General features: G+C 67.7%; 28 protein-coding genes. 12 read left to right on the forward strand and 16 right to left on the reverse strand.

Annotation, left to right across the window (positions count from 1 at the left end; all coding sequences use genetic code 11):
• Positions 1 to 117 precede the first annotated feature (117 nt).
• A complete protein-coding gene (locus G6N64_RS24980; RefSeq protein WP_163800501.1) occupies positions 118 to 1,293 on the reverse strand; it encodes an acyl-CoA dehydrogenase family protein in 1,176 nt (391 codons plus the stop codon).
• The gene (locus G6N64_RS24985) at positions 1,277 to 2,275 is read right to left on the reverse strand and encodes an acyl-CoA dehydrogenase family protein (RefSeq protein ID WP_163800502.1); all 999 of its coding nucleotides are present in this window, start codon (positions 2,273 to 2,275) and stop codon (positions 1,277 to 1,279) included. The genes G6N64_RS24980 and G6N64_RS24985 overlap by 17 nt, the downstream gene beginning before the upstream one ends.
• A 294-nt stretch (positions 2,276 to 2,569) precedes the next feature.
• Between G6N64_RS24985 and G6N64_RS24990 the strand changes: the two genes are divergently transcribed.
• From G6N64_RS24990 to G6N64_RS25005, 4 genes are read left to right on the forward strand one after another with little or no spacing between them, the layout of a single operon-like run.
• On the forward strand, positions 2,570 to 3,682 hold the full coding sequence (locus tag G6N64_RS24990; RefSeq protein WP_246230794.1) for an amidohydrolase family protein: 1,113 nt from the start codon (positions 2,570 to 2,572) through the stop codon (positions 3,680 to 3,682).
• Positions 3,683 to 3,693: 11 nt separating this feature from the next.
• Complete coding sequence (locus G6N64_RS24995) at positions 3,694 to 4,836, forward strand: amidohydrolase family protein (protein WP_163800503.1); 1,143 nt, start codon at positions 3,694 to 3,696, stop codon at positions 4,834 to 4,836.
• A gap of 41 nt (positions 4,837 to 4,877) precedes the next feature.
• Positions 4,878 to 5,267, forward strand: coding sequence for a Rieske (2Fe-2S) protein (locus G6N64_RS25000; RefSeq protein WP_163800504.1), 390 nt, complete (start codon positions 4,878 to 4,880; stop codon positions 5,265 to 5,267).
• Between the two features lie 16 nt (positions 5,268 to 5,283).
• Positions 5,284 to 6,162 carry an alpha/beta fold hydrolase gene (locus tag G6N64_RS25005; RefSeq protein ID WP_163800505.1) on the forward strand — a complete coding sequence of 293 codons (879 nt, stop codon included), beginning with the start codon at positions 5,284 to 5,286 and terminating at the stop codon, positions 6,160 to 6,162.
• A 13-nt stretch (positions 6,163 to 6,175) separates the two neighbouring features.
• Here G6N64_RS25005 and G6N64_RS25010 read toward each other — a convergent pair whose 3' ends face one another.
• Positions 6,176 to 6,658, reverse strand: a complete 483-nt coding sequence (locus G6N64_RS25010; RefSeq protein WP_163800506.1) for a hypothetical protein — start codon at positions 6,656 to 6,658, stop codon at positions 6,176 to 6,178.
• Positions 6,659 to 6,703: 45 nt separating this feature from the next.
• Here G6N64_RS25010 and G6N64_RS25015 point away from each other — a divergent pair, with 45 nt between their 5' ends.
• The 8 genes from G6N64_RS25015 (at position 6,704) to G6N64_RS25050 (ending at position 13,955) form a co-directional block, all read left to right on the forward strand.
• Positions 6,704 to 7,990, forward strand: coding sequence for an NADH-ubiquinone oxidoreductase-F iron-sulfur binding region domain-containing protein (locus G6N64_RS25015; protein ID WP_163802104.1), 1,287 nt, complete (start codon positions 6,704 to 6,706; stop codon positions 7,988 to 7,990).
• An 8-nt stretch (positions 7,991 to 7,998) separates the two neighbouring features.
• Positions 7,999 to 8,295: a ferredoxin gene (locus tag G6N64_RS25020; RefSeq protein ID WP_163802105.1), complete on the forward strand. Its 297-nt coding sequence runs from the start codon at positions 7,999 to 8,001 to the stop codon at positions 8,293 to 8,295.
• Positions 8,292 to 9,938 (forward strand): thiolase C-terminal domain-containing protein, encoded by a 1,647-nt coding sequence (locus tag G6N64_RS25025; protein WP_163800507.1) that lies wholly within the window; start codon positions 8,292 to 8,294, stop codon positions 9,936 to 9,938. The genes G6N64_RS25020 and G6N64_RS25025 overlap by 4 nt, the downstream gene beginning before the upstream one ends.
• Positions 9,935 to 10,819 carry an alpha/beta fold hydrolase gene (locus G6N64_RS25030; RefSeq protein ID WP_308206660.1) on the forward strand — a complete coding sequence of 295 codons (885 nt, stop codon included), beginning with the start codon at positions 9,935 to 9,937 and terminating at the stop codon, positions 10,817 to 10,819. The genes G6N64_RS25025 and G6N64_RS25030 overlap by 4 nt, the downstream gene beginning before the upstream one ends.
• Positions 10,819 to 11,637 (forward strand): NAD(P)-dependent oxidoreductase, encoded by an 819-nt coding sequence (locus G6N64_RS25035; protein WP_163802106.1) that lies wholly within the window; start codon positions 10,819 to 10,821, stop codon positions 11,635 to 11,637. The genes G6N64_RS25030 and G6N64_RS25035 overlap by 1 nt, the downstream gene beginning before the upstream one ends.
• Positions 11,634 to 12,425 (forward strand): NAD(P)-dependent oxidoreductase, encoded by a 792-nt coding sequence (locus G6N64_RS25040; protein ID WP_163800508.1) that lies wholly within the window; start codon positions 11,634 to 11,636, stop codon positions 12,423 to 12,425. The genes G6N64_RS25035 and G6N64_RS25040 overlap by 4 nt, the downstream gene beginning before the upstream one ends.
• Before the next feature lie 124 nt (positions 12,426 to 12,549).
• Positions 12,550 to 13,752, forward strand: coding sequence for a cytochrome P450 (locus G6N64_RS25045; protein WP_163800509.1), 1,203 nt, complete (start codon positions 12,550 to 12,552; stop codon positions 13,750 to 13,752).
• 2 nt (positions 13,753 to 13,754) lie between these two features.
• On the forward strand, positions 13,755 to 13,955 hold the full coding sequence (locus G6N64_RS25050; RefSeq protein ID WP_163800510.1) for a ferredoxin: 201 nt from the start codon (positions 13,755 to 13,757) through the stop codon (positions 13,953 to 13,955).
• A 99-nt stretch (positions 13,956 to 14,054) separates the two neighbouring features.
• On the opposite strand, the gene G6N64_RS25055 is transcribed toward G6N64_RS25050, so the two are convergent.
• The 13 genes from G6N64_RS25055 to G6N64_RS25115 form a co-directional block, all read right to left on the reverse strand.
• On the reverse strand, positions 14,055 to 14,339 hold the full coding sequence (locus tag G6N64_RS25055) for a DUF1330 domain-containing protein (RefSeq protein WP_163800511.1): 285 nt from the start codon (positions 14,337 to 14,339) through the stop codon (positions 14,055 to 14,057).
• A gap of 16 nt (positions 14,340 to 14,355) precedes the next feature.
• Positions 14,356 to 14,547 carry a ferredoxin gene (locus G6N64_RS25060; RefSeq protein ID WP_163800512.1) on the reverse strand — a complete coding sequence of 64 codons (192 nt, stop codon included), beginning with the start codon at positions 14,545 to 14,547 and terminating at the stop codon, positions 14,356 to 14,358.
• The gene (locus tag G6N64_RS25065) at positions 14,544 to 15,827 is read right to left on the reverse strand and encodes a cytochrome P450 (RefSeq protein ID WP_163800513.1); all 1,284 of its coding nucleotides are present in this window, start codon (positions 15,825 to 15,827) and stop codon (positions 14,544 to 14,546) included. The genes G6N64_RS25060 and G6N64_RS25065 overlap by 4 nt, the downstream gene beginning before the upstream one ends.
• A 99-nt stretch (positions 15,828 to 15,926) precedes the next feature.
• Positions 15,927 to 16,463: a carboxymuconolactone decarboxylase family protein gene (locus tag G6N64_RS25070; RefSeq protein ID WP_163800514.1), complete on the reverse strand. Its 537-nt coding sequence runs from the start codon at positions 16,461 to 16,463 to the stop codon at positions 15,927 to 15,929.
• Positions 16,464 to 17,309 carry a TauD/TfdA dioxygenase family protein gene (locus G6N64_RS25075; protein WP_163800515.1) on the reverse strand — a complete coding sequence of 282 codons (846 nt, stop codon included), beginning with the start codon at positions 17,307 to 17,309 and terminating at the stop codon, positions 16,464 to 16,466.
• A 13-nt stretch (positions 17,310 to 17,322) separates the two neighbouring features.
• Entirely contained in the window at positions 17,323 to 17,646 is a 324-nt protein-coding gene (locus G6N64_RS25080) for a hypothetical protein (RefSeq protein WP_174266881.1), read from the reverse strand.
• 2 nt (positions 17,647 to 17,648) lie between these two features.
• Positions 17,649 to 18,908: an aromatic ring-hydroxylating oxygenase subunit alpha gene (locus G6N64_RS25085; RefSeq protein WP_163800517.1), complete on the reverse strand. Its 1,260-nt coding sequence runs from the start codon at positions 18,906 to 18,908 to the stop codon at positions 17,649 to 17,651.
• Positions 18,909 to 18,941: 33 nt separating this feature from the next.
• A complete protein-coding gene (locus G6N64_RS25090; protein WP_163800518.1) occupies positions 18,942 to 19,697 on the reverse strand; it encodes an SDR family NAD(P)-dependent oxidoreductase in 756 nt (251 codons plus the stop codon).
• Positions 19,690 to 20,721 carry a ferredoxin--NADP reductase gene (locus G6N64_RS25095; RefSeq protein WP_163800519.1) on the reverse strand — a complete coding sequence of 344 codons (1,032 nt, stop codon included), beginning with the start codon at positions 20,719 to 20,721 and terminating at the stop codon, positions 19,690 to 19,692. Before G6N64_RS25095 ends, G6N64_RS25090 begins: the two co-directional genes overlap by 8 nt.
• Before the next feature lie 65 nt (positions 20,722 to 20,786).
• Entirely contained in the window at positions 20,787 to 21,242 is a 456-nt protein-coding gene (locus G6N64_RS25100; protein ID WP_163800520.1) for a MarR family winged helix-turn-helix transcriptional regulator, read from the reverse strand.
• A 22-nt stretch (positions 21,243 to 21,264) separates the two neighbouring features.
• Complete coding sequence (locus tag G6N64_RS25105; protein ID WP_163800521.1) at positions 21,265 to 22,506, reverse strand: metal-dependent hydrolase family protein; 1,242 nt, start codon at positions 22,504 to 22,506, stop codon at positions 21,265 to 21,267.
• The gene (locus tag G6N64_RS25110; RefSeq protein WP_163802108.1) at positions 22,503 to 22,823 is read right to left on the reverse strand and encodes a hypothetical protein; all 321 of its coding nucleotides are present in this window, start codon (positions 22,821 to 22,823) and stop codon (positions 22,503 to 22,505) included. Before G6N64_RS25110 ends, G6N64_RS25105 begins: the two co-directional genes overlap by 4 nt.
• A 22-nt stretch (positions 22,824 to 22,845) precedes the next feature.
• On the reverse strand, positions 22,846 to 24,111 hold the full coding sequence (locus G6N64_RS25115) for an aromatic ring-hydroxylating oxygenase subunit alpha (RefSeq protein WP_163800522.1): 1,266 nt from the start codon (positions 24,109 to 24,111) through the stop codon (positions 22,846 to 22,848).
• Between the last annotated feature and the right edge of the window lie 220 nt (positions 24,112 to 24,331).

Consider the following 24,331-nt stretch of genomic DNA (forward strand, 5'->3'; position numbering starts at 1 on the left):
GCCTTCGCACGGGCCGCCGGCACTTGTCCGCTGGTCCGAACCTGCGCGAGCGTGCGCGAACTCCCGTTCCGGACCGGCGTGTCGCCCGCAAACACGCACGCTCGCGGAAGGACCTGCTCAGCCGCGGGGCAGACCCAGGACCTGCTGGGCGATGATGTTGCGCTGGATCTCCGACGTGCCGCCGGCGATGGTGCCGGAGAAGCTGCGGGCATACCGCTCGAACCAGCTGGCGAAGTAGTGATCGAGGTTCATGTGGGCATACGGGCCCGACGTCGACGGGTGGATGAGCCCGTCGGGCCCTGCGCCCGTGAGAGCGTTTGCCGCGGCGCGCATCTCGGCCTCGGCCCCGAGCAGCTTGGGGATGGACACCGCGGCCACGTCGACCTCGCCACGCGACGCCTGCGCCAGGCCGACCGAGCCGAGTAGACGCAGCGCCTGGTAGTCCATGATCGTGCTGGCGAACTCGTCGCGCTCGAGCGCGTTGGAGGGCCGGAAGTCGGCGATCGAGTTCGCAATCCGGTCGGCGAACCCGAGCCACATCATGGTGCGCTCGTGGCCGAGCGACCCGTTGATGACCTTCCAACCGCCGTTGAGCGGACCGACGAGGTTCGCCGCGGGCACCCGGACGTCACTGAAGAACACCTCGTTGAAGTCGGTGTTCTCCTCGCCGCAGAGGTCGGCGAACGGGCGGCACACCACACCGGGCAGGTCGGTCGGGATGATGAGCGCGCTGATTCCCTTGTGCTTGGGCGCATCCGGGTCGGTCCGCACGAAGGTCAGCAACCAGTCCGCGTCGTGGGCACCGGAGGTCCACACTTTCTGACCGTTGACCACGAAGTCGTCGCCGTCGCGTACGGCCTTGGTCCGCAGCGACGCCAGGTCGGAGCCTGCGCTCGGCTCACTCATGCCGAGCGACGCCGTGCGCTCACCGCGCAGCACGGGCACCGCCCACTCGTGCTTCTGCTCGTCGCTGCCGAACGTGATCAACGATGCCGCAACGATGTTCACGCCCTGCGGATTGAAGCTGTGGTAGATCCGGCGGGTACAGAGTTCCTCGAGGTGCACGTACTGCTGCAGCACCGACGCGTTGCGACCGCCGAACTCCGGCGGCTGCGCGGGGAGTAGCCAGCCGTTGTCGAACAGCAGTCGCTGCCAGTCCCTCGCCCACTGCGGCATGTGGGACACCGAGCGCGGCCGCTCGAGGGTCTCGGCGGCCGACGGCAGGTGGTCGTCGAGGAACGCGGAGAACTCCGCACGGAACTCGTCGACGTCGGAATCAAATGAGAGTTGCATCGAACTCCTCCGCAATCATCGCGCGGTGCTCTGCGGCGCCGCCGAGCATCAGTTCTCCGGCCTTCGCCCGCTTGAGTGCGAACTGCAGGTCGTTCTCCCACGTGAATCCCATGGCCCCGAAGGTCTGCAGGCCGTGCCGGAAGACGAGTGCCTGACACTCCCCCGCGGACGCCTTGGCCATCGCGGCCGCCAGCCGCCGGCGCGGATCGTCCGCGGCGATGGTGAGGGCCGAGAAGTAGGAGAGGGCGCGGGCCCGCTCGATGGCGACGTGCATGTCGACGGCCTTGTGCTGGATGGCCTGGAAGGAGCCGATCGGCACGCCGAACTGGTAGCGGCTCTTGGCGTGCTCGAGCGCCAGGTCGAGGATGCGTTGGCACGCACCCACCATCGTGATCGAGATGCCCAGCAGCGCGATGTGGCGCGCGCGCTCGGTGTCCACCTCGAGCCGGTCGGAGTCGGCGACGTGGGCGCCCGCGAGCGACACCTCCGCGACGTGCAGTACGGGATCGAACGTCGCCGCTCGCCGCGTCGTCACCGCATCGGCGCCGACGAGGAACACACCCGCGTCGGTGACGACCGCGAACCGATCGGCGCGGTCACCGTCGAGGACGAAGCGGTCGGTGCCGCTGAGTACCCATCCGTCGGCGTCGCGGTAGGCGCTGATCCCCGAGTACACGGCACTGCCGGACCCCTGCGGGTCGAAGCGGTCGCCGACGAGCGGTGCGAACTGGGTGAGCGTGGCGAGGAACGGCGTCGGGTCGGTGGCGCGGCCGAGTTCCTCGAGCACGATCGCCAGTTCGACGGCGTTCTCGGTGTCGGTCAGCTCGGTCCACCCGGCGTCGACGTAGGACTTCCAGAGCGGAGTCGGGTCGGTTCCGTCCTCGGCGACGTTGCGGACGAACGAGGCAGGACACTGCTTGCCGACCGCGTCGCGGACCGTCTCCTGCCAAAGGCGCTGATCAGCGTCGAACTCCAGTAGCATTCAGCCGCCTCCCGACGATCGACCAGTGGTTGGAGCGAGAATATCATTCTCACGTTGTGTCGCCGACGTTCTCTCGAAGCACGCATGGCGTTCTGGCGCGAGCACGCTGCGCGACTGACCAGCAGACAGGCTCACCAGCACAGACGCGTTCGCGCCGCCGCGAGAACATTGTTCTTGCTAAAGAAGAACTTCGATCTACACTGGGGACATGACCGACGTCGGTGGTGCCTGCGCGCGGCCCACCCACACCACCGTCGTCGCACCCCTGAGCGGACCATCGGAGGACGAGTCTCGGTGAAGGAACTGACCGACGGAGACGGGAACGTCGTCACGACCCCCGTCATCGACGCCAGCGTGCACGTCTTCTGTCAATCGACGAAGGAACTACGCAAGACGTTCATGCGCGAACCGTTCTCCAGCCGCGGCTTCCCGGACTACGAGATGGACTGGTACGGCGCACCGGGCGGGGAATACGCCAAGGGCACGGAGGGACCGGACCGTGAATACCCGGGCTCTGATCCTGCGATCGTCGCCGGGCACCTGTTCGACGATCGCGGCGTGGACGTCGCGGTCCTGCACCCGATGACCCGCGGCATCATGCCCGACCGCCACCTCGGCACGGCGATCGCCGCCGGCCACAACGAGATGCTGGTGACCCGCTGGTTGGACCACTCCGAATTCGGCGAGCGGTTTCGCGGCACCATCCGCGTGAATCCCGACGACGTCACCGGCGCACTCCGCGAGATCGAGAAGTACCGGAGCCACCCGCGGGTGGTGCAGATCGGCATCCCGCTGCAATCGCGCGAGCTGTACGGCAAGCCGCAGTTCTGGCCGCTGTGGGAGGCCGCGGTGGACGCGAATCTGCCCGTGGCCGTGCACTTCGAGGTCGGGTCGGGCGTGATGCTGCCGCCCACACCGAACGGGTTGACGCGAACCTACGAGCAGTTCCTGGGGTTCACGGCGCTCAACTTCCTGTACCACCAGATGAACATGATCGCCGAGGGCGTGTTCGAGCGTCTCCCGGACCTCAAGTTCGTCTGGGCCGACGGAGCGGCCGACATGCTGACGCCGTTCATGTGGCGGATGGACTGCTTCGGCCGGCCCCACCTGGAGCAGACCCCGTGGGCGCCGAAGATGCCGAGCGACTACCTGCCCGGCCACGTGTTCTTCGTGCAGGGCAGCCTGGACGGTCCCGGCGACGTCGACTTCGCCGGTGAGTGGGCGGGTTTCACCGGCAAGGACGACATGGTCATGTACGGCTCCAGTTACCCGCACTGGCAGCTCAACGAGCTGTCGGTGCCCAGCTCCTACAGCGCCGAACAGCGTGACAGGTTGTGTTGGCGCAACGCCGCCGAGCTGTACGGCATCGACATACCGGCCACCGCATCCGCGATCCCGGCTCAGTAGAGGAGGCCCTCGTGACCGTCACCGCCAACCCGCGAGTACCAGCTGCAGAACGCGTCGCCGTGCGGTGCGTCGACTCCGACGTCCATCCGGCGCCCCGCAGCGGCGAACTGGGGCAGTACATCCCCGAACCGTGGCGCAGCAAGTACTTCGGCACGCACAAGGTCGGCGACCAGATCTACTACGACGCCCCCGACTACGCCCACTCGTACGCGATGCGCCTCGACTCGTTTCCGCCGGACGGCGAATTCGCCTGCAGTGATCCCGATCTGGCGTTCAAGCAGTTGATCATGGAGGCCGGCGCGGACATCGCCATCCTCGAACCCGCCGCGTATCCCGCGCGGATTCCCGAGGCGCAGCACGCGATGTCGTATGCGATCAACGACTGGCAGGCCAATCACTGGCTCGACCCGCACAACAACTGGCACGAGCGGTGGCGTGGCTCCATCTGCCTGGCGATCGAGGCTCCCGAGGACAGTGTGGCCGAGATCGAACGCTGGGCCGGCCACCCCTACATGGCGCAGATCCTGATCAAGGCCGAACCCCGGCCGTCATGGGGCAACCCCAAGTACGACCCGATCTGGGCGGCCGCCGCCAAGCACGACATCACCGTCAGCTGCCACCTGTCGCGCAGCCACTACGACGAGCTACCGATGCCCCCGGTCGGGTTGCCCAGCTACAACCACGACTTCATGGTCACGTACTCGCTGCTCGCGGCGAACCAGGTCATGAGCCTCATCTTCGACGGGACGTTCGACCGTCATCCCAACCTCAAGATCGTGTTCGTCGAGCACGCATTCACCTGGATCCTGCCGCTCATGTGGCGGATGGACGCCATCTATGCGGCGCGCAAGTCGTGGATGGACATCAAGCGCAAGCCCAGCGAGTACGTCAAGGACCACATCAAGTTCACCACCCAGCCGCTCGACTACCCCGAGGACAAGACGGAGTTGTCCCGCGCGTTCGAGTGGATGGAGTGCGAGAAGATCCTCCTGTTCAGCAGCGACTACCCGCATTGGACGTTCGACGACCCACGCTGGCTGGTGAAGCATCTGCCGGAGCACGCGCGCGAGGCCATCATGTTCCGCAACGGCATCGAGACGTACAAGCTGCCGGACACCGTGCCGGCACTCGAGGGCCAGGTCCGGGTCTTCTGATGCGGCAGGCAGGAGCGGAGCGACCGGGGACCGCGAGCTAGATGGACCAGGAGAAGACGCCCCGGCTCGCCCAGGGGCGCGAACACGTCGTGGCCACCGTCGACGAGATCGCACCGGGCACGCACAAGCTGGTGCCGATCGGACGCCACGGTGTCGGGGTCTACAACGTCAACGGGACCTTCTACGCGATCGCGAACTACTGTCCCCACGAGGGCGGTCCACTGTGTTCGGGCCGCGCACGTGGCCTCAACGTCGTGGACCCCGACGTTCCCGGCGACGCCGTGATGGTGCGCGACAAGGAGTTCATCTTCTGTCCCTGGCACCAGTGGGGGTTCGAACTCGCGACGGGTACCACCGCCGTCAAGCCGGAGTGGAGCATCCGCACCTATCCCGTCCGGGTCGTCGGCAACGACGTCCTGGTTCAAGCCTGACGTCATAGGAGACGCGTTGCCCAACAAGAAGATCGAGATCAACGGCGGCAACGTCGTCTACGAGATCCTCGGCAAGGAGGGCGACTTCATCGCGCTCACGCCCGGTGGCCGGTTCAGCAAGGACATCCCGGGCCTCAAGCCGCTGGCGCGCAAGCTCGTCGAGGGCGGTTACCGGGTGCTGCTGTGGGACCGGCCCAACTGCGGCAAGTCCGACGTCCAGTTCACCGGGCAGAGCGAATCGCACATGCGCGCGGACACGTTGCGGCAGCTGATCACGGCGCTGGACATCGGGCCGTGCATCATCGCCGGCGGCTCCGGCGGCGCGCGCGACTCGATGCTGACCACCATGCTCTATCCCGAACTCGTCACGAAGCTGGTGGTGTGGAACATCGTGGGCGGCGTGTACGGCTCGTTCGTGCTGGGTTCCTACTACATCGTGCCGAGCATCCTCGCGGTGCGCGGCGGCGGCATGAAGGACGTCGCCCGCGTCGGCGAGTGGCAGGAGCGCATCGCCGAGAACCCGGACAACGAGCAGCGGATCCTGGATCAGGATCCCGCGCAGTTCCTCAAGCTGATGCTGCGCTGGCTCAACGCCTTCGTCCCGAAGCCCGGCCAGACCATCCCAGGCGTCGAGGACGAATTGTTCGACAACATCACCGTTCCGACGCTCATCATCCGTGGTGGCGAGAACGACATGGACCATCCCAAGCGGACCTCGCTCGAGATCAGCTGCCTGATCAACGGTTCCACGCTGATCGACCCGCCGTGGCCGGAGGACGCGTGGGAGCGGGCCGGAGAGGCGCGCGCCTCGGGCAAGGTCAAGCGCTTCAACATGTTCGACACCTGGGTGCAGGCCGCGCCGGCGATCCTCGACTTCCTGAAGACGTCGACGTGACCCTCCCGGCCGCTCACGTCACGACGATCCGCACCTCGCAGTTCAGGGATGCCTCCAGTGCCGTGTGCACGCGACTCTCGGGCACCCGCGTCAGGTCGGACCTCGTCAGCGTCACCGTCACGAGGTCCCAGCCGGCGTCGGTGGCGGTGCGCTCGACCTCCGCGCTGAGGCCCATGCCGGCGAGGACGCCGTGTGCATCGTCGTCGGTTCCCCTGCTGACGTACGTGAGAACTCCCGGTGACGGTTCCGCGCCGAAGTCGCCGAACGCCCGCACGCACAGTCCCATCGCCGTGCGCTGCAGTGCGTCCGGGTCGTTGCCGGAGATCAGGACCTCGACCTGCCGGCGATCGGCGGGCATCGACGCGAGATCCGCTGCGACGACGTCTGCGCCGAGATCGGCCGCCAACTCCGCGAGCCTCGCCATGCCGTCGCGCAGCTGGGCGGCGCTCAGCGACGCCGAGGGATCGACGTCGACGCGCACCACGGCAGTCCTCATGTCTCGCAGCCTATGCCCGGGCGACGGGGCTCGATCGTGACCACGATGGAGAACGGGTCGACCGCCCTCGTGTCCGCCGCGGTCTGGCCCGGACTCGAACCCCGCCTGCTGCGCCTCGAGCAGACGGCCGAGGACTACGCGACCTACGTCGAGGCCGGCGGGTATCAGGACCTCGATGATCCGGACGCCCTGCTCGACGAGGTGGACCGCAGTGGACTGCTGGGGCGGGGCGGCGCCGCCTTTCCCCTCGCCGTGAAACTGCGGACGGTGCGCGACGCGGGACGTGGCGGCGTGCCGACGGTGGTGCTGGCCAACGGCGAGGAGGGTGAGCCCGCCTCGGTGAAGGACAAGTGGCTGCTGCGCAACCGACCCCACCTCGTGCTCGACGGCATCCGGTTGGCCGCACGGATCGTCGGCGCCGACCATGCGCACGTGTACCTGTCCGACGTGCTGGCCGCCGAGGCGGTCAACGCCGCTCTGCACTCCGTCCCCTCGACGGGACTCGCGGTCGCGGTGGTGACGGTCGATCCCGGCTACGTCGCCGGGGAGGAGACCGCCGCGGTCCGCGCCGTCAACGGTGGTCCCGCCAAGCCCACCGACAAACCGCCCCGCCCATTCCAAGAGGGAGTCCGCGGTCTGCCCACCCTCGTCTCGAACGTCGAGACATTGGCCAACCTGCCGTTCATCCTGCGCCACGGAAGCGACACGTACCGCGCGCAGGGCACGTCGGCCTCCCCCGGCACGTTCCTCGCGACGGTGACCGGTGGGGACAGACCACCCGCGCTGTACGAGTTGCCGCACGGCACGTCGGTGACCGAACTGCTCACCCACCATGGTGTTTCGATCGAGAACGTCAGCGGCGTACTGATGGGTGGGTACTTCGCGGGGCTGCTCAACCGCGAGGTGCTGGACGTCACGCTCGACCACGAGACCATGCGACGGCTCGGCAGCGGACTCGGGTGCGGAGCGGTGGCCGTCATCTCCGACGAGTGCCCGGTCGCGGTCGCGGCGTCGGTCCTGTCGTACTTCGACCGCGAGAACGCCGGCCAGTGCGGTTCGTGCTTCAACGGCACCGCGGCGATGGCCGCAGTCGCGGGGGCGCTGCGGGACGGCGCCGCGACGCCCGAGGATCTCGGCAGGCTCGAGCGGTGGTCGGTGGTGCTGCGCGGACGTGGGGCGTGCGCGACGTTGGACGCGGCGACCAACGTGGCAGCCAGCCTGCTCAGGGCGTTTCCGAATGACGTCGCCCGCCACCTGGCCGGCGCCTGCGAGCCGTGCCGCACGGACGCGTACGCAGCCGCCCGGCCCTACGAAGTGGAGGCGGTGTCGTGAGTGATCCGATGCGCATCAGGCTCGACCGCACGATGTGCGATGGATTCGGGATCTGCGCCAAGCACGCGCCCGAGTACTTCTCGCTCGACGACTGGGGCTACGCGTCGCTCATCGGCGACGGCACCGTACGAGATTCCGACCGTCCAGCCGTGGTGCGGGCACTGCTCGACTGCCCGGTACACGCGATCATCGACATGGGCGGGCAGCCACCTTCTCGCGCACGCCCGCAAGCCGTTCCGGACGAGGCTCCCGAGCCGCACCCCTCGACCGAGGACAACGAAGCGATCTCGGAGTTCGTCCGGTGACACGCCCGCTGCCCCAGCTCACCGCACAGAACGAGTTCTTCTGGACCTCGGGCGCCGACGGCCGGCTGCGCATCCAGGAGTGCCTCAACTGTCGGGCGCTGATCCACCCGCCCGCACCGGTGTGCCGGTACTGCCGTCGTACCGAGATGGGCGTCCGCGTCGTGTCGGGGAAGGCCACGCTCGCGGGGTTGTCCGTCAACCACCGCTTCGGTTTTCCCGACCTGCCTCCGCCTTACGTAGTAGCCGAGGTCGCGATCCTCGAGGACCCGCGAGTCCGATTGACCACCAACGTCATCGACGCCGATCCCGACGACCTGGCGATCGGCCAACCCGTCGAGGTGACGTTCCAGCAGATCGAGGACGTCTGGCTCCCGCTGTTCAGGCCGGCGCCCGACGCGGACGCCCCCACCGCGATGCCGGCGGATCTGATCCCGCCCGAGCGCTTCGCCGACCACGTACGGCCGATGCTGACGACGGCGAAGTTCGAGGACCACTCGGCCATCACCGGCATCGGCATGTCGACGATCGGCCGCAGGCAGATGGTCCCGCCGCTGTCGCTGACGATCCAGGCGTGCGAGGAGGCCATCGCCGATGCGGGCCTCACCTACGACGACATCGATGGCCTGTCCACCTATCCCGGCCTCGACGTGGCGGGGATGGGCGAAGGTGGCGTCAGCGCGCTGGAGGGTGCGCTCGGTCTGCGTCCGACGTGGATCAACGGCGGCATGGACACGTTCGGTCCCGGCGGTTCGGTCATCGCGGCGATGATGGCGGTGGCCACCGGGATGGCCCGCCACGTGCTGTGCTTCCGCACGCTGTGGGAGGCGACGTTTCAGCAGCTGATGAAGGAGGGCAGGATGGCCCCTCCGATGGGTGCCCGCACCGCCAGCTTCCAGCATCCCTTCGGCGCGGTCTCGGCGGCGCACGTGCTGGCGCAGAACGCGAGTCGCCACTTCGACCGCTACGGCACCACGCGCGAGACCCTGGGGTGGATCGCGCTGAACCAGCGTGCCAACGCCGCGCTGAACCCGACGGCCATCTATCGCGACCCGATGACCATGGACGACTATCTCTCCGCCCGGATGATCACGACGCCGTTCGGGCTCTACGACTGCGACGTCCCGTGTGACGGTGCCGTCGCCGTCATCGTCTCGGCCGTCGACGCCGCGAAGGATCTCGCGAAGCCCCCGATCCGGTTCGAGGCCGTGGGCACGCAGATCATCGAGCGGCTCGACTGGGACCAGACCACCCTCACCCACGAGCCACAGGTACTCGGCCAGAGCGCGCACATGTGGTCCCGAACGTCGTTGCGTCCGAGCGACGTTCACGTGGCGGAACTGTACGACGGCTTCACGTTCAACTGCCTGTCGTGGCTGGAGGGCCTCGGCTTCTGCGGCATCGGCGAGGCCAAGGACTTCCTCGACGGCGGCAGGAACATCGCCCGCGACGGCATCATTCCGCTCAACACGCACGGCGGACAGCTGTCGCACGGCCGCACGCACGGCATGGGCCTGATCCACGAAGCCGTCACCCAGCTGCGCGGCGAGGCCGGTGACCGGCAGGTGGCGGGGGCACGGGTCGCCGTCACCAGTAGCGGTGGGCTGACGCCCAGCGGCGTGATGCTCCTTCGGTCCGACGCGTGATCCCGACCCCCCGCGTCGTCATGGTCGACGGCATTCCGATGTCCGCCCTCGTGGCCGAGGTCGCCGACCCCCGCGCGGTCGTCGTCGCGATCCACGGTGGTGCCACGTCGTCGGCGTACTTCGACTGCCCCGGCCACCCGGAACTGTCGCTGCTGCGGGCCGCCACGGCCGCCGGCGTGACCGCGATCGCGCTCGACCGGCCCGGCTACGGGGCATCCGCGCTGTGGGCCGACGAGATGACCGAGCCGGACCGACGGGTGGCGCTGTCCTACGGCGCGGTCGACCGCACTCTCGGCGAGACGCAGCGAGGTGCCGGACTCTTCCTCGTCGCACACTCCGCCGGTTGCGAACTGGCACTGCGGATGGCGGTCGACGACCGCGGTGGCGACGTCATCGGCCTCGAGCTGGCGGGTACCGGGTTGCGCTACCGGCCCGAGGCGCTCGCGCTGATCGAGGCGGCCACCGTCACCTCGCGTCCGGCAGGACTGCGCGACCTGCTGTGGCAACCCACCGAGTTCTACCCGCCGGAGGTGCTGACGGGCGCGCTGTCGGCGCCGGGCGTGGCCTACGAGGGCCGGGTGACCGCTGGGTGGACGCGCCGCGACTTCTCCGAACTGGCTGCGCGCGTCTCGGTTCCGGTCGAGTTCAGCGTCGCCGACCACGAAGCCGTCTGGGAGTCGTCAGCCGACGCGGTGGCGGCGATCGCTTCGGGGTTCTCGAACGCGCCGACGGTGGCGGTCAACGAGATGGCCGACAGCGGACACAATCTCAGCGTCGGGCGCACCGCAGGCGGCTATCACCAGCGCGTACTGACGTTCTTGGACGGATGCGTGGCCGCCAAACGGGGCGGTCGCGTCGAATCGAAGGTGGAGGCGGAGTGATGCGGGTCGGATTCATCGGGCTGGGGAGTCAGGGCGGGCCGATGGCGCGCAGGATCGTCGAGGGCGGGTTCGACCTGACGCTGTGGGCCCGCCGGCCCGAATCCCTGGAGCCCTATGCCGACACCGCGGCGACGGTCGCGGAGACGCCCGCGGAACTCGGTGCGGCGAGCGACCTGGTCTGCCTGTGCGTGGTGGGTGACGACGACGTCCGGCAGGTCCTCGACGGGGAGACGGGGGTGCTGGCGGGCATGGCGCCCGGGGGCATCATCGCCGTCCACAGCACGGTGCACCCGGACACCTGCCGTGAACTCGCGGGCCTGGCGGCCACCAAGGGGCTGATCCTGATCGACGCGCCGGTGAGCGGGGGCGGGCCCGCGGTCGAGGCGGGCACTCTGATGGTGATGGTGGGCGGTGACGAGGCCGTCGTAGAGAAGGTCCGGCCGGTCTTCGCCACCTACTCCGACGCCATCGTGCACCTCGGTGAACTGGGCGCCGGACAGGTCGCGAAGATCCTCAACAACCTGCAGTTCAGCGCCAATCTCGGCAGCGCGATCAGCACACTGCAGCTGGGCGATGCGCTCGGCATCCCGCGCGACCGGCTGTGCGAGGTACTCAACCGGGGCTCCGCGACGAGCAAGGCAATCGGGAGCATCACGATGTTCGGCGGCACGCTGGAAGGCCTGGCGCCCATCGCGGGGGCGTTGCTGCAGAAGGACGTTCGGCACGCGGCGAGCCTCGCCGAGCACGCGTCGGTACCGGAGGGCAGCGTTTTCGCCGCCGCGGACACCGCGCTGGCGTCGATGGACCACGCGCGGTGAAGGTCGGCTTCGTCGGCGCGGGCCGCATGGGGGCACCCATGGTGCACCGCCTCGCCGAGGCCGGCCACGACGTGCGCGCGCTCGGACGCACCGACGAGAAGCGTTCCGCCATCGCTGATCTGGGGGCCACGCCGGTCCGCGAGATCGCCGACGTCGCCGCCGGAGCCGACGTCGTCGTCGTCTGCGTGTTCACCGACGACCAGGTGGCCGATCTCTGCCTGAACGGCGACCTGGTGGAACGGATGACGCCCGGCGCGACGCTCGTCGTGCACACCACCGGCAGTCCGGACACCGCACGGGCCATCGCGAGCCGCTTCCCAGCGGTCGACGTCGTCGACGCACCCGTCAGCGGCGGCCCGCACGACATCGCCGCGGGCCACGTCACGCTGTTCGTCGGCGGCTCCGAGGACGCCGTCGGCCGCGTCGGGCCGGTGCTCGGTGCATACGGTGACCCCGTCCTGCATGCGGGGACGACGGGTGCCGGGCAACTGGTGAAGCTGCTGAACAACACGATGTTCGCCGCACAGATCGGTCTGGTCGCGGAGGCCGTCCGCCTGGCGGCGCGGCTCGGGATGGACGAGACCCCGCTGCTTGAGGCCCTCGTGCACGGCAGCGCTGGAAGCCGCGCGCTCGACCTGATCGCCTCGGCCGGCTCGGCGCACGCGTTCATCTCCGCGGTCGGCGAATTCATCGGCAAGGACGTCGCGGTGGTGCGTCGTACCGTCGCCGAACTGGGTGGTGACCTCGGCGTGCTGGACGCCCTCGTGGACGCGGGCGCAGCCCGGTGACCGAGGCTCGACCGGTTGGCGATTCGGCTGAATTCCCCGACGCCGTGGCCCATACTGTTGCCGTTACAAACCCGCAGCCTTCCGTAACTGCGCCATCTGCCCGTCCAGCGCCGAGGAGGACCTCGTGACCAAGCCCAAGCTGGTATTCCATCCATTCGCGCAGGAGTACTTCGACAACCCGTACGACGTCTACCAGCGGATGCGCGACGAAGCCCCCCTCTACTACGACGAGGTCGAGGACTTCTACGCGCTGACCCGACACGAGGACGTCGCGGCAGCCTTCAAGGATCACGAGTCCTTCTCGTCGGCGCGCGGATGCGACCTGGGCATGGTGCGCTCCGACGAGCCGCCGCAGAAGTCGATCATCTTCATGGATCCACCGGATCACCGGCACATGCGCAGCCTGCTCAACAAGGCCTTCACGCCGCGTGCCATCCTGTCGCAGCGCGAGACGGTCGTCGAACTCGTCGAGCACTACCTGGGGAAGGCGAACCCCGACGACTTCGACGTCGTGCAGGACTTCTCGGGCCCCTTCCCCGTCGAGGTCATCACCCGCATGGCGGGCGTACCCGAGGACTTCCGCCAGCAGGTCCGCCACTGGATCGACAAGAGCCTGCACCGCAAGCCCGGTCAGATCGACGGCGACGACGACAACATGCAGGCCAACATCGATTCGGGCATCTACTACTACGGCCTGGTCCTCGAGCGCCGGGAGAATCCTCGGGACGACATGATCAGCCGTCTGATCGCCGCGGAGATCCCGTGCGAGGACGGCACGATGCGCAAACTCGACGACGTCGAGATCACCGGATTCACCATCCTTCTGGGTGGCGCCGGCGCCGAGACCGTCACCAAGCTCGTCGGCAGCGCCGTGGTCGAGTTCGCGCGGCATCCCGACCAGTGGCAGAAGCTGCTCGACGATCGCAGCAAGATCCCCGCCGCCGTCGAGGAACTGCTGCGCTGGGTCGGACCCGTGCAGTACAACGTGCGCTACAGCGTCAAGGACGTCGAGGTACCGAGCGGCCTCATCCCGGCGAACAAGCCGGTCTTCCTGATGGGAGCGTCGGCCAACCGCGACCCGCGGGCCTTCACCGACGGCGAGACCTTCGACATCGACCGCGACCGCACGGAGGCCCAGAATCTAGGGCTGGGCTATGGGATTCACAGTTGCCTGGGCGCTGCGCTGGCCCGCATGGAGACCGCTATCGCGCTCGAGCACCTGCTCGACTTCATGCCGCGCTACGAGGTCGACTTCGACCGGCTGCAGCGGGTGAACATGCAGAACGTCGCCGGCTACCACCACGTGCCGGTGCGGGTGCTGAGGTAGCCATGACACAGAAGATCGAGGTCGACTTCGGCCTGTGCGAGAGCAACGGGGTGTGCATGGGCATCATCCCCGAGGTATTCGACCTCGACGACGACGACTACCTGCACGTACTCACCGACCACGTCACGCCCGACAACGAGCAACAGGTCAGGGAGTCCGTGCGACAGTGCCCGCGACAGGCCATCGCCATCGTCGACGAGTGATCCGCTGCTCAGTCATCCGCGAGCAGTCGCGAACTCCCCTCGTACGCGACGATTCAGGAGAGTTCGCGTCTGCTCGCCGGTAGGCCAGCGGCGGAGAATCTAGAAGCCGGTGAGGATGGCGCCGTTGCAGTCGGCCGCCGCCTGGCGCAGCTTCAGCGCCTCCTGGTAGGCGTCGGACTGGTACCACTCCTTGGCCGCCTCGACGGACTCGAACTCCAAGAGCACGGTCTGCGTGCCGTGCCACTCCCCCTCGAGGGTCTCGACGACGGGACCGAACGCCAGCACGGTGGCGGTGGCCATCGTCTGACTGGCCAGCTTGGCGTACTCGCCCATGCCGGCCTGATCCTTGATGTCCTCGGTGATGATCACATATCCCTTGGCCACTGCATCTCCTTTGACGTCAACTGATTTCGCGGATGGCCCGTTCGGGGCAGTTCGCGATCGCCTCGCGGGCGGCGGGTTCCAGCTCGACCGGAACGTCACCGGGATCGGCGACTGCCCAACCGTCGTCACTCATGTCGAAGACCTCGGGGCACAGCGTCAGACACATGCCGTGCCCCGCGCACCGGTCCTCATCGACGAAAACCTTCATCGCAGGTCGAACTCCAGGTGCAGCTCGGTGAGTCCGCGCAGGATGTAGGTCGGAATGTACTGGTAGCGGCGATCGCCGGCCGGCCCGTGCTCGTCCTCCGAGATGCGGATGTCCGTGGTGCGGTCGAGGATCCGCTCGAGACCCACCCTGGTCTCGGCGCGAGCCAGCGGCGCACCCGGGCAGCTGTGGATGCCGCGTCCGAAGGCCAGGTGCTGACGCGCGTTCTTGCGCTCGGGATCGAAGTCGTCCGGATTCTCGAACCGGCGGGGATCGCGGTTGGCCGCACCGTTGATCACCATCACCGTGCACCCCGCGGGCAGCGCCTGCTCCCCCACGGTCGTCGGGACCCGGGACAGCCGGAAGTCGCCCTTGACGGGGCTCTCGATGCGAAGGCACTCCTCGATGAAGTTGGGCAGCAGGCTGCGATCCGCACGGAGCTGGGCCTGGACGTCGGGACGGTCGCCCAGCACCTTCAACGCGGTACTGAGCAGCCGCACCGTCGTCTCCTGGCCGGCGGAGAACACGTTCGTGGCCACGCGCACCACGTCGGCGACCTCGGGCATCGTCCCGTCGGGGAACGCCGCCGTCGCCAGGCCGGTCAGGACGTCGTCGCGGGGTTCGGCCCGCCGCTCCTCGACGTAGGTCGCGAAGATCTCGTACAGGTACTCCAGCGGCGTCTTGTTCATCGTCTTGTCGGCGTTGCCGACCGCGCTGCCATGAGTGCCGCGGGCGAGACGGTCGAGGAGTTCGGCCCGGTCGTCCTCGGGCACGCCGAGCAGGTCGGCGATGATGCGCAGGGTGAACGGGGCGGCGAAGCCCTTGATGAACTCGCCCTTGCCGGGGGCGAGGTAGCCGTCGAGGATGTCGTCGGCCAGCTGCCACATGGCGTCCTCGTTCTCCTTGAGGCGCTTGGGGGTGATCAAGCGCATCAGGAGCGCGCGGTGGTTGGTGTGCGTCGGCGGGTCGAGCGTGGGCAGCTGATCGCTGAAGGGGATCTCGTCGCGGTGCTCGACGATGAGGTCGGTGATGTCCCCGTCCGCCAGACCGTCGAGCGGCACCGGGAAGCCGGGGAACGGTCCGGTCACCGAGATGCAGGACGAGAAGGTGTCGGAGTCGTTGTAGACGTCGACGGCCTCCTGCCAGCCGGTCACCATCGTCACGCCGTAGTGGTCCTCGCGACTCACCGGGCACTTGTCGCGCAGCGCCTCGTAGAACCGGTACGGGTCGTCGGTCAACCGCCCGTCCCGGAAGAAGTCGACCGTGGTGAGGTCCTCCGTCATGCGCTGCTCCTTCGGGAGACGATCTCGTCAGACGAGAACGTAATTCTCATCTTTGCGTATCAGGTTTTCACACCGGCCAACCTCCGTCAACGACGGCGGTCAGTCATCGACGATGCCGAACGCGTTCACGGCCAGCGCCAGGAGGTGATACGCGCCGACGGTGAACACCAGATCCATCCGCTGTCGCTCGTCGAACGGCTCGCTCAGCGCTGCCCACGTCCACTCCGAGAGGGTGTCGTGGGTGTCGAGTTCGTCGGCGGCGGCCGCGACGAGCAGGTCCAGGTCACCCAGTGCGACGCCCCCGCCGGTTCGCACCGCCGCGATCTCGTCGTCCGTCAGTCCGGCGCGGCGCGCGAGTGGCACGTGGTGGTCCCAGAGGTAGTCGCAGCCGCGATGCACCGCGGCGCGCAGGATCAGGATCTCCCGCACCCGCGGCGACAGTGTCGAGTGCAACAGGAGATGGGCGTTGAAGTGCAGGTAGGCCCGCGTCAGCGACTCGTGCCGCAGCAGCGTCGAGAGCAGCGCACCGGCGTCGTCCGGGTTGGCGCGCTCGGCGGGCAGCAGCGGGCTCAGGGCGTCTGGCGTGCCGTCGTCCCACTCCTCGGGCCGCAGCGGCTCGATCCTCGGCTGCCTCACCTACTGAATGGGCTCGTCGCCGAGGACCGTCGTGCGCAACATCTCGCGCGGCGAGTCGGGCGCGTACCGCGCTGCGCGGTGCAGGACGCCGTTGTTGTCCCAGATGACCGTGTCCCCCACCGACCACCGGTGGCCGTAGACGAGCTCGGGCCGCGTCGCCTGGTCGAGCAGGTCCGCGAGTAGCGCCCGACCCTCGTCGGGGTCCATGCCCACGACGTGGTCGGCTGAGGCTCCCAGGACGAGCGACTTGCGACCGCTGCGGTGGGTCCACACCAGCGGATGTTCGTGGGTGGGCCGAGCACGCCACCGCGCCAACTCCTCCGGCGACGGGTCGGGCGTGACCCGACGTTGCGACGCCTCCAGCGAGTGCACGACCCGCAGTGCGCCGAAGCGCTCCCTCTCGGCGTCGGTGAACGCGTCGTAGGCGGCGTAGGAATTCGCGAACTCCGTTTCGCCACCGCTGGAGGCCACCTGCTTGGCGGACAGCACTGTGGCCTTCTGCGGGCACTCGTCCCGCAGCGGGGTGCAGCCGTCGATGTGCCAGTCGAAGGTGGCACGCAGGTAGGCGGCCGACGAGTTCTTGGACTTGTCGAGCGTCACCGGATAGATGCCGGCCACGGGATGATGGCCGTCCGAGGAGTGATCGATCTCGCCCAGCCGCCGGCAGAAGGCCACCTGCGCCTCCGGCTCGAGGGCGAGGCCGGGGAACACGAGGACTCCGTTGTCCTCCAGCGCGTCCAGGATGTCCGCACCCAGCGTGTCGTCGCTCGCGAGTCGGTCGGAGTCGACGCCGGTGACCTCGGCGCCCACCGACGCGGTGAGTTTGGTGATCGTCAATACGGTCATGTGCGAGCCTTTCTCAGGGCACCGGCGCGCTGACGCGGTCGATGACGGCGTCGGCGGAGTCGGCGGGCTTCTGCGTCCCGAAGACCTCGACGGCCATCGACACCAGGATCATCGAGTAGACGAGGTGCAGCAGGTTCAGCACGTCGTCGGGCAGTTCCTCGAGCGGGAACTTGTCGCAGTAGTCGATCGCCTCTTCGAACCGTGGCGTGAACGCATCGTAGAACTCCCGTATCACCGGCATCGGCGTCGACAGGCGCATCGCCCAGCGCTCGGGCTCGGTTGCCAGGCACCACTTCTCGGCGTACTGCTCGTACTCGGCGAACGAGCTGGGAAGCATGGTCACACCTTCACCGCCTCGTGCTCGCGCCGGTAGTCCTCGACCCAGTCGACCGACACCTTGTGCAGGTGGCGCACCAGGATCTCCTGGTCGTTGAGCGGATACTCGTCGACCACGTCGTACTCGAGGGCGGCCTGCGTGCCGCCGAGCATGCCCGCGTCCTGCAGCGCGAACTCCTTCAGCACCACCGAGGCGACCTCGTGCTCGACCCGTTCGCGCACCGTGGCAGCCGGGTGAAAGGCGTTGTACGCCTCGAATCTGTGGGTGTTGTGCGAGGTCGGCCAGTACCGGTAGAGCAGGTACCACCCGTGGTAGATCAGGATCTCCAGGTTGGGGAAGATCTGGAAGTTGGTGATGCCCCACGGCTCGATGCCGCCGGGGTTGAGGCCTTCGGATTGATGCGTCTCCGGCGTACGCCACGGTCCCACCAAGCCGCTGCGCGTCGCGCGCTCGACGGGATACATGAACTCCGGCGCGAGCAGCCACCTCCTGGTGCCCGCCGTGGACACCAGGCGGTGCGGCCCGTCGATCTGAAAGTGCCCGCACTCGAACGTCGCATCGGGTTGACGCACCTCGGTCGGGATCTGCTGGCTGTGCAGCGACGGCACGTGGTAGTACTCCTGGAAGGCGTCGGCGAAGACCTTCCAGTTGCTGTCGTTGTGCGCCACGAAGTCATAGCGCTCGGTCATCAGCTCGAACGGATAGTCGTCGAGCGCGGTGATCATCGGGCCGAGGAACTCGCGCAGGTTCTGCCGCGGCTCCGGGTCGAAGTTGATGAAGACGAACCCGTTCCACACGTCGCACGCGACCGGAGCGAGCCCGTATTCACTCCGGTCGAGGTCGAAGAACTCACCCGGCTGCTGGACGAAGTTCAGCTCACCGGTGAGTCCGTAGCGCCAGCCGTGGTACTTGCAGGTGAACTGCCTGCACGTGCCCCTGGTCTCGTCGTTCGGGAAGTCGTTCCACACCAGCTTGTTTCCGCGATGGCGGCAGATGTTGTGAAAGGCGCGAATGCGACCGTCGCGATCCTTCACCACGATCACCGACGACTTCGCGACCTCGATCTCCTTGGTGAGGTAACTACCCGTCCGCGGCAACTCCTCGACGCGCGCGACATTCAGCCAGGCCCGCTTGAAGACGGCCTCGCGTTCGAGTTCGTAGAACTCGGGCGAGATCGAGTCGCGGAAGGACACCGGTCCCGTACCGAGTTCGGGATAGTGCTCGGTCCAGCTGCCCTCGCTGGGCTTCGGCCACTTACGCACCTGACATCCCCTGCCTCTCGCCGTCATCCGTCATCACATCACCGACCCACCGTTGACACCGAGCGTTTGTCCGGTGATGAAGCCGGCCTGCTCCGAGCACAGGAAACCCACTGCCGCCGCGATGTCGTCGCCCGTGCCCAGATGACCCAGCGGAATGCTGGCCGCCATTTGTTCGTTCGGGGGCAGGTTGCCGGTCGCCTGCCCGTGGTGCTGCATGGGCGTCTCGATGCCCGACGGCGGAATGTTGTTGACGGTGATGCCGATCGGTCCATATTCGCGCGCGAGGGACTTGGTCAGCGAGATGAGCGCGCCCTTCGACGCGGCGTAGTGGGCCATGCCCGGCGACCCCCGCTGTGCGCTGGACGACGAGATCATCACGATGCGGCCCCAACCCGCCTCGATCATGTCGGGCAGTGCCGCTTGCGCGCAGAAGAAGGTGCCCGTCAGGTTGACGTCGATCACCCGTTGCCATGCCTCCGGCGTCAGATCGACCGAGGGACACCAACCGACGACGCCCGCACTGGTCACCAGAACGTGCACCGGTCCGAGTTCGGAACGCACCTTCGCGAACGCCCCCGTGACGGCCGCATGATCGCTGACGTCGGCCGCCACCGCCAGCGCGGTCACGCCATCGGCCCGCAACGCGTCGACGACGCGCTGCGCGGCGCCTTCGTCCAGGTCCAGCACCGCGACCGCGTGGCCACGTCGGCCTAGCTCGTGACAGGTCGCCTCGCCCATGCCTGATGCGCCGCCGGTCACCACCGCGACCCGGCCCGTCGGACTACTCATAGGTCATCCGAACCCTCCGGCTGGTGGGCAGTGACTGACACGTCAGCACCCAGCCCTCGTCCACTTCGTCGTCGTCCAGCGCATCGTTGTTCAACATCCGGGCACTACCCTCGACGATGCGGGCCATACAGGTTCCGCACGAACCCGTTTCGCACGACGCAGGCGCGCGCAGCCCCGCAGACCTGGCCGTCTGCAGCAGCGTGTCGCCCCGTCGATAGGACGCGACGACCTTCTTCCGGTCGAGTTCTATGACCACGTCCTCGGTGACGGATGACTCGTCCATCGCGTTCGGCTCCGGGACGGCGACCGTGAAGCGTTCGAGGTGCAGGCGCGACTCCTTCACACCCGCCGCGAGCAGACTCTCCTCGACGGCTTCCATGAACGGTCCAGGCCCACAGACGTAGTAGTGGGCGTCGCCCGCGGGTTCGATGAAGGCCTCGATCGCGGCGGGGGTGACGACACCGTCGTCCTCGTCGAAGTGCTTGTGTACCAGCACCCGCTCCCCGTGTTCGGCGACGAGCCGGTCGAGCGGTCGCGCGAAGATCACCGACTCGCGCGACCGGTTGGCGTAGAACACCCGGACGCGACGATCGGGGTCGTCGACCGCCGCACGCGCGAGCGACATGATCGGGGTGATCCCGCTGCCCCCGGCGAACGCCACCACTTCCGTTGCGCCGCTGAGGTCTCCCCGCAGCACGAACCGTCCCTCCGGCGGGCCCACGTGTACCTCGTCGCCCTCGACGACCGTGTCGTTGATCCAGTTGGACACGACGCCGCCGGGATCGCGCTTGACCGTGATGCGCAGTTCGTCCTCGACCGGCGCCGACGACATCGAATAGCACCGTCGGAGGTCACGCCCGCCGACGGTGACGCGGAGCGTGAGGAACTGGCCTGCCTGATAACGGAATCGACGCGCACAGTGCTCGGGCACGTCGAGCACCAGGGACACCGCGTCGGCCGTCTCGCGTACGACGCGCGCGATGCGCAGCGGGGCGAACCCGTCCACTTCGGTCTCCGAGGCCATGATGCCTCGACATTATCAAGTACTTGTCATTGATGGCAAGGGGCACGACGACGAAGGAACCGGGACTACTCGGGTCCGATGTGATCGTGGTGCAGCTCGTGCCCGGTGCCCTGCTCGATGATCCGACCCAGCAGCTCCCGGAGCGTGGCCTGCTCGGCGTCGCTCAGAACGCCGAAGACCTTGTCCTGCGCGGTGATGGCATCACTGACGACGGCCTCGGCGACCTTCCGTCCGTTCTCGGTGAGGAACGCCTGCAGAATGCGGCCGTGCTGTGGATCCTGTTTGCGTTCCACCAGTTCGCGGCGCTCGAGTTCCTTGAGGCCGAGTTGGACGCCCTGCGGGCTGATGAGCATGCGCCGGGCCAGTTCGGCCCCGGACAGCCCGGGTTCAGAGGCGAGCTGCCGCAGCATGCCGATCTGCGCGGTGCTGACGCCGTGCTCGCTCACCGACTCGTTCACCGAGGTCAGCGAGAAGTACCAGGCCTGCTTGAGCAGCCAGAGGATGTTGTCCTTCTGTTCCATGCCCGCTTCTCCCCACGCGACGTCAGTTCTTGTAGACCACGCCATTCTTCATCACGAACCGCACGTCCAGGGTGTTGGCGATGTCGACGGAGGGATCACCGGGGACGGCGATGACGTCGGCGAGGTAGCCCGGCGCGAGCCGACCCAGCTCGTCGTCGGCCGCGATGAGTTCCGCGCCGGTGATGGTGGCCGCCCGCAGCGCCTCCATGGGAGTCATGCCGCGGCGGACCAGCGCGACGATCTCCTTCGCGTTGTCACCGTGCGGGATCGCCGGCGCGTCGGTTCCGCAGGCGATCCGGACGCCGGCGGCAATCGCCTTCGGCAGCATCGCCTGCGCCTGCGGGAAGACCACCTCGGCCTTCTTTCGCAGCTCGGGTGCGATGCGGTCGATCGCCATCGCCTCGGTGAGGTAGGTGGTCGAGACCAGGAACGTGCCCGTGTCCGCCATCAGCTTGATCGTGTCGTCCGAGGCCAGAAAGCCGTGCTCGATGCAGTCGATGCCGGCCCTGATGCACGCCCTGATCGAACTGTCGCCCACCGCATGTGCGGCGACGCGCACGCCGGCGCGGTGGGCCTCGTCGGCGATCGCGGCGAATTCGTCGTCCGAGTACTGCTGCGCACCCGGCGCGGTGCTGTGCGACATCACGCCGCCCGACGCCGACACCTTGATGAGCTTGGCGCCGTGCCGAACCTGGTAGCGCACACAGGCGCGGACCTCGTCGACACCGTTGGCGATGCCCTCGGCCACCGACAGGGGCATGATCCCGGGGGCGAGCCTCTGGAACACCGTCGGGTCGAGGTGACCGCCGTACGGGGTGACCGCGTGACCCGCCGGGTAGATCCGCGGCCCGACGTGCCAACCCTGATCGATGGCCCGCATCAGCGCGACGTCCAGCAGATAGCCGCCGGTCTTCACCATCAGGCCGAGGTTGCGGACGGTGGTGAAGCCGGCCTCGAGGGTCGAGCGTGCGTTGACTGCGCCGCGCAGCGTCCGGTAGGCCGGATCGTCCTGCACTCCGTGCATCGGGCTCGGCAGCCCCTCCGGCCCGCCGGGCCCGCCGATCAGCAGGTTGAGTTCCATGTCCATCAGACCGGGGAGCAGCGTCACGTCCCCGAGGTCGATGACCTGGTCGGGGTTCTCCGGTGGCACCTCGGGATCGACCGCCGAGATCCTGTCGTCCTCGATGACGACCACGGCAGGCGACCGGACCAGACCCGCCTCGACGTCGGCCCACCGTGCGGCCCGCAGGATCGTCGTCGTCACGGCACGGGCTCGGAGTCGCAATCCAGCGACGTGGCGCCGGAGTCGGGCACCCGGGGTTGCTTCCAGCACTCCACCGGAAACGACACCATGATCATCGAGTACAGCAGGTGCATCAGGTTGAGGACGTCCTCGGGGAGTTCGTCGAGGGTGAACTTGTCGCAGTAGGAGATCGCCTCCTCGGCTCGCGGCGTGATCGCGTCGTAGAACGCCTGCATGTCGCGCATCGTGCTGCCGAGTCGCTTCGCGTACCGCTCCTTCTCGGAGCCGAGGCACCACTCGGAGAAGGGCTCCAGATCGGCGAACTCCGTCGGCAGCATGCCGATTCGCGTCGTCGTCACGTCACGCCTCCGCAGTCTTGCGGCGGTAGTCGTCCACCCAGGCGGCCGTCTCCTGGTGCAGGTGCCGGATCAGCACCTCCTGGTCGCACAGCACGAAGTCGTCGAGCACGCGTGACTCGATCATGCTCTGCGTGGCCTCGAGGGTGTTCGCATCCTGCAATCCGTATTCCTTGAACGAGACCGCCGCCAGTTCCTGCGCGATGCGCTCCCGTGGGGTGCGTGGTTCGGGAAAGTAGACCGTCCCCTCGAACACGTGGGTGTTGTACGACGTCGGCCAATAGTGGTAGGTCAGGTACCAGCCCTGACCCCAGAACAGGATGACGAAGTTCGGGAACAACTGGAACGAATCCAGGCCCCAGGGATCGCATTTCGCGGGGTTCAAGCCCACGGGCATCTCGCCGATGTCCGGGTTGTCCCACGGCCCGAACAGACCACTTCGGCAGATGTCCTCGATCGGCTTGCGCATCTCGTCGGCCATTTCCCAGGCGCGGACCCCGGACGTACTGACCAGCCGGTGCGGACCCTCGATGCGGTAGTGCGGCGCCTCGAACCCCGCCTCCGCGGCCGCCTTCGAGTAGGCCGTCGGCGACTGGTTCGCGTGCAGTACGGGCGCGTGATAGAACTCCTGGAAGGCGTCCATGTAGAGCTTCCAGTTGGCCTTCACCTCCGACTGGTAGTGCCAGCGCGACGTCATCTGCCCGAACGGGTAGCCCTCCAGATTCGTGATCATCGGACCGAGGAAGTCGCGCAGCGTCTGCTCGGGCTCCGGCGCGAAGTTGACGAAGATGAAGCCCTCCCACACCTCGCAGTGCACGCCGACCAGTCCGTACCGGCTCTTGTCCAGGTCGAAGAACTCCCCCTCCTGCTGCACGAAGGTCAGGTTGCCGTCCAGGTCGTAGCGCCACGCGTGGTACTTGCAGGTGAACTGCCGGCACACACCGCTGGTCTCCTCCAGCGGCATGTCGTTCCACACCAGCTTGTTGCCGCGATGCCTGCAGATGTTGTGGAACGCCTCGATCTCGCCGGTGCCGGTGCGCACCACGATGATCGACGTGTTGGCGACCTTGAGTTCGCGGGTGAAGTAGCTGCCCTTGCGCGGGATGCGTTCCACGCGACCGACGTTCAGCCAGGCACGCTTGAAGACCGCCTGACGTTCGACCTCGTAGTGCTCGGGATCGATGGAGTCCTCGTAGGAGACCGGAGCGGTGCCCAGCTGCGGATAGTGCTCGGTCCAGCTGCCCTCCGCCGGTTTCGGGAAGCGAGGCATGGGCGTCTCCTGTCGACTCGGGCTGCACGTCGTCGCACGAGGTCTGCGTCGTGCGATGCGCAATCAGCCTCGCAACAAGGCCTTTCGAGCAACGTGGCCTTTCGACGCAATCTCGAGAACCCGCTCCCTCGACGGTATATGCTCGGCGCATCAATCACAAGTAGTTGATAATGAGTGCCGTTGCACGAAGGAGATCGTCGATTGCATCAGGACAGGCTCT

Origin of the sequence: Mycolicibacterium sediminis, from assembly GCF_010731735.1 — a bacterium.
In the GTDB taxonomy this organism is placed as follows: Bacteria; Actinomycetota; Actinomycetes; order Mycobacteriales; family Mycobacteriaceae; genus Mycobacterium; species Mycobacterium sediminis.

What these genes read in the sequence shown, in the direction of transcription:
- G6N64_RS24980 (WP_163800501.1), bottom strand. Translation starts at nt 1,293, where the DNA reads ATGCAACTCTCATTTGATTCCGACGTCGACGAGTTCCGTGCGGAGTTC.
- G6N64_RS24985 (WP_163800502.1), bottom strand. Translation starts at nt 2,275, where the DNA reads ATGCTACTGGAGTTCGACGCTGATCAGCGCCTTTGGCAGGAGACGGTC.
- G6N64_RS25000 (WP_163800504.1), top strand. Translation starts at nt 4,878, where the DNA reads ATGGACCAGGAGAAGACGCCCCGGCTCGCCCAGGGGCGCGAACACGTC.
- G6N64_RS25010 (WP_163800506.1), bottom strand. Translation starts at nt 6,658, where the DNA reads ATGAGGACTGCCGTGGTGCGCGTCGACGTCGATCCCTCGGCGTCGCTG.
- G6N64_RS25015 (WP_163802104.1), top strand. Translation starts at nt 6,704, where the DNA reads ATGGAGAACGGGTCGACCGCCCTCGTGTCCGCCGCGGTCTGGCCCGGA.
- G6N64_RS25020 (WP_163802105.1), top strand. Translation starts at nt 7,999, where the DNA reads ATGCGCATCAGGCTCGACCGCACGATGTGCGATGGATTCGGGATCTGC.
- G6N64_RS25035 (WP_163802106.1), top strand. Translation starts at nt 10,819, where the DNA reads ATGCGGGTCGGATTCATCGGGCTGGGGAGTCAGGGCGGGCCGATGGCG.
- G6N64_RS25050 (WP_163800510.1), top strand. Translation starts at nt 13,755, where the DNA reads ATGACACAGAAGATCGAGGTCGACTTCGGCCTGTGCGAGAGCAACGGG.
- G6N64_RS25060 (WP_163800512.1), bottom strand. Translation starts at nt 14,547, where the DNA reads ATGAAGGTTTTCGTCGATGAGGACCGGTGCGCGGGGCACGGCATGTGT.
- G6N64_RS25065 (WP_163800513.1), bottom strand. Translation starts at nt 15,827, where the DNA reads ATGACGGAGGACCTCACCACGGTCGACTTCTTCCGGGACGGGCGGTTG.
- G6N64_RS25075 (WP_163800515.1), bottom strand. Translation starts at nt 17,309, where the DNA reads ATGACCGTATTGACGATCACCAAACTCACCGCGTCGGTGGGCGCCGAG.
- G6N64_RS25080 (WP_174266881.1), bottom strand. Translation starts at nt 17,646, where the DNA reads ATGCTTCCCAGCTCGTTCGCCGAGTACGAGCAGTACGCCGAGAAGTGG.
- G6N64_RS25090 (WP_163800518.1), bottom strand. Translation starts at nt 19,697, where the DNA reads ATGAGTAGTCCGACGGGCCGGGTCGCGGTGGTGACCGGCGGCGCATCA.
- G6N64_RS25095 (WP_163800519.1), bottom strand. Translation starts at nt 20,721, where the DNA reads ATGGCCTCGGAGACCGAAGTGGACGGGTTCGCCCCGCTGCGCATCGCG.
- G6N64_RS25100 (WP_163800520.1), bottom strand. Translation starts at nt 21,242, where the DNA reads ATGGAACAGAAGGACAACATCCTCTGGCTGCTCAAGCAGGCCTGGTAC.
- G6N64_RS25110 (WP_163802108.1), bottom strand. Translation starts at nt 22,823, where the DNA reads ATGCTGCCGACGGAGTTCGCCGATCTGGAGCCCTTCTCCGAGTGGTGC.
- G6N64_RS25115 (WP_163800522.1), bottom strand. Translation starts at nt 24,111, where the DNA reads ATGCCTCGCTTCCCGAAACCGGCGGAGGGCAGCTGGACCGAGCACTAT.